The organism is Arthrobacter sp. (assembly GCF_031179385.1).
Classification (GTDB): Bacteria; Actinomycetota; Actinomycetes; order Actinomycetales; family Micrococcaceae; genus Arthrobacter_D.
Genome location: NZ_JAPSHV010000142.1, coordinates 1 through 6,065 on the forward strand (window position 1 = coordinate 1; position 6,065 = coordinate 6,065).

The 6,065-nt window shown below is 64.6% G+C and carries 7 protein-coding genes; 4 read left to right on the forward strand and 3 right to left on the reverse strand.

Annotation, left to right across the window (positions count from 1 at the left end; all coding sequences use genetic code 11):
• Positions 1–627, forward strand: a 627-nt coding sequence (locus RIF85_RS14095) for a tRNA (adenosine(37)-N6)-threonylcarbamoyltransferase complex transferase subunit TsaD (RefSeq protein WP_375164454.1), incomplete at its 5' end; no start/stop codon positions are given.
• On the opposite strand, the gene RIF85_RS14100 is transcribed toward RIF85_RS14095, so the two are convergent.
• Positions 624–1,445: a helix-turn-helix domain-containing protein gene (locus RIF85_RS14100; protein ID WP_309072531.1), complete on the reverse strand. Its 822-nt coding sequence runs from the start codon at positions 1,443–1,445 to the stop codon at positions 624–626. The genes RIF85_RS14095 and RIF85_RS14100 overlap by 4 nt on opposite strands.
• Positions 1,446–1,496: 51 nt before the next feature.
• On the opposite strand from RIF85_RS14100, the gene RIF85_RS14105 reads away from it, so the two are divergent.
• Entirely contained in the window at positions 1,497–2,063 is a 567-nt protein-coding gene (locus tag RIF85_RS14105) for a maleylpyruvate isomerase family mycothiol-dependent enzyme (RefSeq protein ID WP_309072532.1), read from the forward strand.
• Positions 2,064–2,127: 64 nt separating this feature from the next.
• Here the strand turns inward: RIF85_RS14105 and RIF85_RS14110 are convergent, their stop codons facing one another.
• Positions 2,128–3,282 (reverse strand): glutamate--cysteine ligase, encoded by a 1,155-nt coding sequence (locus RIF85_RS14110; RefSeq protein WP_309072533.1) that lies wholly within the window; start codon positions 3,280–3,282, stop codon positions 2,128–2,130.
• A gap of 222 nt (positions 3,283–3,504) precedes the next feature.
• Here RIF85_RS14110 and RIF85_RS14115 point away from each other — a divergent pair, with 222 nt between their 5' ends.
• A complete protein-coding gene (locus RIF85_RS14115) occupies positions 3,505–4,023 on the forward strand; it encodes a YetF domain-containing protein (protein WP_309072534.1) in 519 nt (172 codons plus the stop codon).
• A 4-nt stretch (positions 4,024–4,027) separates the two neighbouring features.
• Positions 4,028–4,849, forward strand: coding sequence for a shikimate 5-dehydrogenase (locus RIF85_RS14120; protein ID WP_309072535.1), 822 nt, complete (start codon positions 4,028–4,030; stop codon positions 4,847–4,849).
• Between the two features lie 3 nt (positions 4,850–4,852).
• Here RIF85_RS14120 and RIF85_RS14125 read toward each other — a convergent pair whose 3' ends face one another.
• Complete coding sequence (locus tag RIF85_RS14125) at positions 4,853–6,064, reverse strand: SAM-dependent methyltransferase (RefSeq protein ID WP_309072536.1); 1,212 nt, start codon at positions 6,062–6,064, stop codon at positions 4,853–4,855.
• Between the last annotated feature and the right edge of the window lies 1 nt (position 6,065).

The window sequence follows — 6,065 nt, forward strand, 5'->3', positions numbered from 1 at the left end:
CTTGCTTCCGACGTCGAGCTGCTCGGGTCCACTATCGACGACGCCGCCGGCGAAGCGTACGACAAGGTGGCGCGCATCCTCGGGCTCGGCTATCCCGGCGGCCCGGCAATCGATCGAATGGCGGCGCAGGGTGATCCTCAGGCGATCAGGTTCCCGCGCGGGCTGAGCCAGCCCAAGTACATGGGCACGGCCGAGCTACACGGCCCGCACCGATACGACTGGTCCTTCAGCGGCTTGAAAACCGCTGTGGCCCGGTACGTCGAGGACTGCGAGGCGCGCGGCGTGGAGGTGCCGGTTGCCGATGTCGCGGCATCGTTCCAGGAGGCGGTGGTCGACGTGATCACCGCGAAAGCCGTGCTGGCGTGCACCGAGAACGGCATCACCTCGCTGCTCCTGGGAGGGGGAGTGGCTTCCAACTCGCGGCTCCGCCAGCTCACCCGGGAACGCTGTGAAGCGGCGGGAATCACGCTGACCATCCCGCCGTCGTCGTTGTGTACTGACAACGGAGCCATGGTGGCGGCGCTCGCCGCGCGCATCATCATGGACGGGGGCGAGCCCAGCGGGATCGGCTTCGGAACCGACTCCTCGATGCCGGTCAGTACCGTCCACCTCTCAGCGACCGGCTAGGGATTGTTCTTCCTCAGGTACGCTCCCGGCGTCATCCCGATCACCCGCGAGAAGTCCCGGATGAAGTGGGCCTGGTCTGCGTAACCCAGCTCGGCGGCCAGGTCGCTGACCGTGCAGTCTCCTGCGGCCAGCCGTGCACCGGCTTCCTGCAGCCGACGGCGCTGGATCAGCCACTTCGGACTCAGGCCCAGGCGTTTGCGCGTGAAGCGTTGCAGCGCCCGCTCGTCAAGGCCGGTATGGGCGGCGAGCTTGTCCACACGTGTCAGGGACGGCGTCGTCTCCACCTGGTCCGTGATGGAGTTGATGAGCCGTTCGTCCGAGTCGAGCGGTGAGCACCAGGGCCGCAGTGCTGCGGTCACGAGGTCGATGCAGCGTGCATGGACAGCCGACGACGACGGCGCCACGGACATCTCCGTCCGTACCGCCTCGATCACCTCAGCGAAGGATGGCGAGACCTCAGCAAGCGGCAGTTCACGTCCGACCAGCCCGGGTAGACCGGAGCCATGCAGCCGGTACCCGGCGGCGGCCTGGAACAGGACCCCGAAAGCCCATGACGTGCCGCTGAGATGCTTGTGCGAGAGTGCCGGTTCAGGCCCTTTGGCGATGGCGTAGTCGGGGGCGATGACGAGCAGGGTGCTGGGGTACTGCAGGACCTTCTGGTGGGAGACCACACCCTCAGGAAAGTCCCAGACGGGGATCCAGAAGTGGCGGATGATGTGCAGGTATTCGGTCGTCGGTGCATACCGGAAAAGCTGCGGTGCCGGCGTGGCCGGATCCTGCAGTTGTCCGCGGCTGATGGGGTCCGTCGAGGATGCCACGTGTCGGATTTTATCAATACGTCCCTGCGCAGCGCGGTCTACGGTGGGGCCATGACTACCAATTCGGAACTGTTTGGGACAGCGAACGCTCGATTGACGGAGATAGTCGAAGGTGTGGAGGACTGGACGGCATCTTCACCCTGCACGGGCTGGACGGTCCGCGACGTCCTCGACCACCTGATCGACACGGAACGCGACTTCCTCGGACAGCATGAGCTTGACGCAGGCCCGCGGCCTGATACCGCCCAGGAACCTGCCGACGGGTGGCGGACCCACTCGTCACGCGTCCAGGCAATCCTCGATACTCCTGAACTTGCTGAGACCCAGTTCGACGGCTTCTTCGGCCCGACAACGGTGGGAGCGACCCTCGCGAGGTTCTACGGATTCGACCTGGTGGTGCACCGCTGGGACATTGCACGCGGTGCGGGGGTTGACAGCAGGTTCACCGATTCGGAGCTCGACCTCATCGAGCAGTCCCTTGAGGGCTTCGGCGAGCACCTCTATATGGAGGGCATCTGCCGGCCGGCGCTTCCTGCACCCGCCGACGCGAGCCGGGAGACCCGACTCCTCGCGAGGATGGGACGCGACGCGCAGTGGCGACCGTCCGTCAACGCCTGACCAGCTGCGTTGAGTGAGCAGGACACACCCCTGAAAGGCATTCTCAGGGGTATGTCCTGCCAACTCATGACGGGGTCGGTCCCTCGCGCAGTTGGCGCACCAGATCCAGTACGACGGCGCTCAGGTCGCCGTTGTTCTCAGCGGCCACGCGGCGCTGGCGCTGGTACCCGGCACCGCGCTTCAGGATCTTCTCGACGTCGGCCAGCTCCTCCGAGCAGCCCAGCTTCGCCGCAACGGGCTCGAGCCGGTTGAGCTCATCCATCAGGTGTTCGGTGACCAGCCGTTCGGTGCCGGCAGCGTCGAGGATGATGATGGCCTCCAGTCCGTACCGGGCGGCGCGCCACTTGTTCTCCTGCACATGCCACGGAGGCATGGTGGGGATGGATCCGCCGTTGTTGAGGGCGGTGGAGAAGTCGTCAACGAGGCACTGGGTCAAAGCGGCGACGGCGCCGACCTCCTCGAGCGTGGACAGTCCGTCACACACACGCATCTCAATGGTGCCCAGGTTGCCGACCGGGCGGATGTCCCACCGGATTTCGCTCACCGTGTCGATCACTCCAGTGGTGAACATGTCCTGCACATAGGCCTCGTACTCGCTCCAGGTGGGGAACTGGAACGGCAGCCCGGCGGTGGGAAGCTGCTGGAACATGAGGGCACGCTGGGAGGCGTACCCGGTGTCCTCGCCGCCCCAGAAAGGGGACGAAGCGGAAATGGCCTGAAAGTGCGGGAAGTAGTTCACCAGGCCATCGAGCACCGGCAGGACCTTGTCGCGATGATCCAGGCCAACATGGACGTGGACGCCGTAAATCACCATCTGCTGACCCCACCACTGGGTACGGTCAATGAGTTTGGCGTAGCGTTCCTTGTCCGTCACCGGCTGGGAACGGGGCGCACTGAAGGGATGGGATCCGGCGGAGAAGAGTTCGACACCCATCGGATCCGTCACTTCGCGGACAGCGGCGAGCGAGCGGCTCAGGTCTTCTTTCGCTTCCGCGACGGTATGGCAGATTCCGGTCACGATCTCAACGGTGTTGAGGAGCAGCTCCTGTTTGATGTGCGGGTGTTCGTCGTCGGCCTGCAGTTCAGGGTGCCGCTCGTTGACGCCCCGGAGGACTTCCTTCGCTACTGAAACGAGGTCGCCGTTGTACCGGTCGACGAGTGCGAGTTCCCACTCAACCCCGAGGGTCGACTGCTCGGACTTCGCGAACTCTAACTTCAATGCTGTGCTCCTGACCGGTACCGGACGGTGGGTGATTGCTGCCTCGGTATCGCGCCATCGCGGGTGAGAACTGAGCCCAATAGTAGTGCAGGCGGCCTGTCGAACCCTCGCTGAAGTCTTCCGCGCCACCTAGTGTGAAGAACATGTCTTCGCGAGCTGGTGGGGAAAACCGCCACGGACAGGGCGGCCGCGTGAGCGTTCAGGAACAGGGAAGGAATCGGTATGTGGTTCGATAGCTGGGCTGATATTGGGCGGATACTCCTTGTAGGATCGGCTGCCTACGCGCTTCTCGTCGTGGTTCTTCGGGTGTCGGGCAAGAGAACCCTCAGCCAGCTCAATATCTTCGACTTCATCGTCACTGTTGCCTTCGGGTCGACCCTGGCGACCATCCTGCTCAATTCGGATGTCTCGTGGACGGAGGGTGCGTTCGCACTCGCCCTGCTGGCGGGGCTGCAGTTCATGGTGGCTTTCGCCTCGTCCCGCCGCCCGGGCTTCAGGGAATCGATCACTTCGCATCCGGCTCTCCTGTTCAAAGACGGCGAGATACTCGAGGCAGAGCTGCGCAGGAATCGTCTGACCAAGTCGGAACTGCTACAGGCAGCGCGCATGCAGGGCAACGGTGACCTCTCACAGATAGCGGCAATCGTGCTTGAGACGAACGGCAAAGTCAGCATCATCTCCACCCAGAAGTATGGGGATGGTTCCGCGTTGGAGAACGTACTGGGGCCGGAGCATAATTGAGCGGGTGCCGATCCTGAACAAAGACATGGTCCTGTGTATCTCCCTTGCAGCGAGGCCGAGCAACATCGGAACCCGGTTCCACAACTGGCTGTATGACGAACTGGGGCTGAACTACATCTACAAAGCGTTCACCACCACTGACCTGCCGGCAGCCATCGGCGGAGTGCGTTCGCTGGGTATCCGCGGCTGTGCCGTATCGATGCCGTTCAAGGAGGACGTTATTCCGCTCGTCGACCGGATGGACCCTTCAGCAACCGCGATTGATTCTGTGAACACCATCGTGAACGATGACGGTGTCCTCACCGCTTACAACACCGACTACCTGGCCGTCGCGGAACTGATCGGACAGCGCCGGGAGGTGACGCCGTCGTCGTCTGTTTTGTTGCGCGGATCCGGCGGCATGGCGAAGGCCGTTGCGGCAGCCGTGCGGGATGCCGGCTTCACCAGGGTCACCGTCGTGGCGCGGAACGAGGACGCCGGGCGGAGACTGGCGGAGCTGTACGGCTTCGAGTGGCAGGCAGAGCCCGGGAATACCACGGCAGACCTGCTCATCAACGTGACACCGCTCGGGATGACCGGTCAGGACGAGGACGTCCAGTCGTTCAGCGATGAAGCGGTGACGGCGGCTTCGCTGGTGTTCGACGTCGTTGCGCTGCCGTCCGAAACACCCCTCATCCGCGCAGCCCGCCGGGCAAACAAGCCGGTGATAACCGGTGCGGAGGTCATTGCGCTGCAGGCAGCCGAGCAGTTTGTGCTCTACACCGGGGTCCGGCCGACGGCTGAGCAGATCCGCCTGGCGGGCGAGTTCTCGCGCCAGCCCGCCTAGAAGTCAGCCCAGAACCGGTTCGACGACGACGGCGACCCTCTCCTCGCCGATCCTCGTCAGCACCAGCGTGGCCTTACGCACGGACTTCCTGGAGCCGGTGAGCAGCTGTTTGCGCAGCTCCTCCGGGGTGACGGAAGTGCCGCGCTTCTTGATGTCCAGGACGCCGATGTCGTTGGCCTTGACCCAGGCTTTCAGGGCCTTCACGTTGTAGGGCATGACGTCCAGGACACGATAGGGCCGGGCAAACGGCGTCTCCACGAGGTTGGGCGCGCAGATGTAGGCGATGTTGGGGTCGACAAGGTGTCCACCGATCTGGCGGGCGACGTCGGCGACCAGCCCGGTGCGGATGATTGCGCCGTCGGGCTCGTAGAGGTACCCCTCAGCGGGGCCGATCGGGGCGTCGTCGTCCGCTCCGAAGTCACTCTCACTCGTGAGTTCAGTCGCGCCGTCGGTACGGATGAGCAGGGCGCTCCGGCGCACGTTGTCGCGGCGGAGGGCGTTGAACCACAGGACCACTTCCGCGACATCGCCGTCCACCGAGACCCACTGCGCTTCGCAGCCGGCAGGAATTGCCTCGTGGGGGATACCCGGGCCGAGCTTCACCCCGACGGGCATACCTGTGTCAGCGAGCGCTTCGACGAAGGACAGCGGCGGGGAGAACGCTTCGGGATCGAACAGGCGCCTGGTGCCGGAGCTGGAAGTGGTCCGCCGGGCGGGATCCAGCCAGACGCCGTCGTACCCCGCGAGGTCTACAGCTGACGCATCGGCATTCAGGACCGTCGCATTGGACCAGGGCAGGAGGTTCATCGTGGCGGCAGCTGCGGTGGTTTCATCGAGCTCGACGGCGGTGACGTCCCTCTCAAGGGTGGCGAGCGCCATCGAGTCGGCACCGATCCCGCAGCCCAGGTCGGCAACCTTCTGCAGCCCGGCGGTCACGTAGCGCTGGGCGTGCCGGGCAGCGACGTTGAGTCGGGTCGCCTGCTCAAGGCCAGCGGGCGTGAACAGCATCCGCGCCGCGAACGGGCCAAACTTGCTCTGTGCCTTGGCACGAAGGCGGGACTGCGTGAGGGCGGCGTTGACCACATCAGGGGCATGACCTGCCGCGCGGAGCTGCTCATTGAGGCGGAGACTGTCCGCTTCGGAGTAGGGGCCAAGCGAGTTGAGCAGTTCCCAGCCCTCGGGAGTCAGGACGGGCTCAAGAAGGTTCTGGGTCAAG

Coding starts and splice junctions, on each gene's coding strand:
- RIF85_RS14105 (WP_309072532.1), top strand. CDS start 1,497: ATGACTACCAATTCGGAACTGTTTGGGACAGCGAACGCTCGATTGACG.
- RIF85_RS14115 (WP_309072534.1), top strand. CDS start 3,505: ATGTGGTTCGATAGCTGGGCTGATATTGGGCGGATACTCCTTGTAGGA.